The organism is Streptomyces sp. NPDC058375 (assembly GCF_042723425.1).
Taxonomy (GTDB): domain Bacteria; phylum Actinomycetota; class Actinomycetes; order Streptomycetales; family Streptomycetaceae; genus Streptomyces; species Streptomyces durocortorensis.
The window spans coordinates 1-2314 of the sequence record NZ_JBHXJG010000458.1; the positions used below are offsets into that span (position 1 = coordinate 1).

Here is a 2314-nt window from a genome sequence, read left to right on the forward strand (position 1 = left end):
GGCCGGGGCTGCGCCCGGCCGCCGGGCCCTGGCTCCTGGGGGTGCGGCACCACGGCCCCGGGTCGGCGCGCGCGGTTCTTGCCGCGCTCGCGGCGGCCCGCCCCGCCGCGGTCCTCATCGAGGGGCCGCCGGAGGGCGACGCGCTGCTGCCGCTGGCCGCCGACCCGCAGATGCGTCCGCCCGTCGCGCTGCTCGCGCACGCCGTGGACGATCCGGGGCGGGCCTCCTTCTGGCCGATGGCCGCGTTCTCGCCCGAGTGGGTGGCCATCCGCTGGGCCCTCGACCACGACGTCCCGGTCCGCTTCATCGACCTGCCCGCCGCCCACTCCCTCGCGCTCAAGGAACCCGCGCCGGGCCCGGAGGGCGGCGAGGCGCCGGGGGAGCGGGCCGAGGAAGCCGAGGAAGCCGAGGCAGCGGCCACGCCGGTCGTCGACCCGATCCGGGTGCTCGCCGAGACCGCCGGGTACGACGATCCGGAACGCTGGTGGGAGGACGTCGTCGAGCACCGTTCGCCGGGCGGTGCGGGAGAGGTGGGCGGTGCGGGGGACGCGGACGGTACGGGCGCGCTCGCGCCGTTCGTCGCGCTGGCGGATGCCATGGGCGCGCTCCGCGAGGCGTACGGCGACGGCGGGCAGCCCCGTGACGCGGTGCGCGAGGCGTACATGCGGATCCAGCTGCGTACCGCACGCAAGGAGTTCGGGGACGCCGTCGCCGTCGTCTGCGGCGCCTGGCACGTGCCCGCTCTCGCCGCGCGCACCACTCTCGCCGCCGACCGCGCCCTGCTCAAGGGCCTCCCGAAGGTCAAGGCGGACCTGACCTGGGTGCCGTGGACCCACCGCCGGCTCGCCCGGCACAGCGGATACGGGGCCGGGATCGACTCGCCCGGCTGGTACGGGCACCTCTTCGAGGCGGCCGACCGGCCGATCGAGCGCTGGATGACCAAGGTCGCCGGACTGCTGCGCGCGGAGGACCGGCCCGTCTCAACCGCCCATGTCATCGAGGCCGTCCGGCTCGCCGAGACCCTCGCCGCCCTCCGGGGCCGGCCGCTCGCCGGCCTGGGCGAGACGACCGACGCGGTGCGGGCCGTCATGTGCGAGGGGTCCGACGTCCCGCTCGCCCTCGTCCGGGACCGGCTGATCGTCGGCGAGTGCCTCGGCGAGGTGCCGGACACCGCCCCGGCCGTCCCGCTGCAACGGGACCTGACCAGAAGCCAGCGCACCCTCCGGCTCAAGCCGGAGGCGTCGGAACGCGAGCTGGACCTCGACCTGCGCAAGGAGACCGATGCCGCCCGCAGCCGCCTTCTGCACCGGTTGCGCCTCCTCGACGTCGGCTGGGGCGACCCGGTCGCGGGGCGGGCCAGCACCGGCACCTTCCGGGAGAGCTGGCGGCTGAGCTGGGAACCGGAGCTGTACGTCCGGGTCGCGGAGGCCGGCGTGTGGGGCACCACCGTCCTCACCGCCGCCACCGCGAAGGCCGAGACGGGGGCCGTGGCGGCGACGGCCCTGGCCGACGTCACCGCACTCGCCGAACACTGCCTCCTGGCCGAACTGCCCGACGCGCTGCCCGTCGTGATGAAGGCCCTCGCCGACCGGGCCGCACTCGACGCGGACGTCGGCCACCTCGCGGACGCGCTGCCCGCCCTGGCCCGCTCCCTGCGGTACGGGGACGTGCGCGCCACGGACACGGCGGCGCTCGCGGAGGTCGCCGCCGGACTCGCCGAGCGGATCTGCGTCGGCCTGCCGCCCGCCTGCACCGGCCTCGACACGGACGGCGCGGAGACGCTGCGCGGTCGCGTGGAGGCCGTACACGGGGCGATCGGCCTGCTGGCGACCGGGGCGGACCGGGACACGGGACTGCGGGCGCGCTGGGACGCCGTCCTGCACAAGCTGGCGGCCCGGGACACGGTCGCCGGGGTCATCAGGGGCCGGGCCACCCGGCTGCTCCTGGACGACGGACGGCTCGCGGAGGACGAGGCGGCCCGGCTGATGGGCCTGGCGCTCTCGCCCGGCACCCAGCCCGCCGACGCCGCCGCCTGGATCGAGGGGTTCGTCGGCGGCACGTCGGGCGGCGGCATGCTGCTGGTCCACGACGAACGGCTGCTCGGCCTCGTCGACACCTGGCTGACCGGTGTCCCCGCCGACCAGTTCACCGACGTGCTGCCGCTGCTGCGCCGCACGTTCTCCGCGTACGAACCGGGCGTACGGCGCACACTCGGCGAGCTGGTCCGGCGCGGGACCGCCCCCGAGGGCGCCCGCCGGGACGACGCCGGCCGGGCGCCCGGAGGCTTCGGACCCGGGCTCGACCGGGCCAGGGC

1 protein-coding gene is annotated in these 2314 nt (G+C 77.2%); it reads left to right on the forward strand.

The window, feature by feature from the left end:
* Positions 1-8: 8 nt before the first annotated feature.
* Positions 9-2314 (forward strand): DUF5682 family protein (locus ACFWM7_RS34985; RefSeq protein WP_383268737.1); only part of this gene is annotated, 2306 nt, incomplete at its 3' end.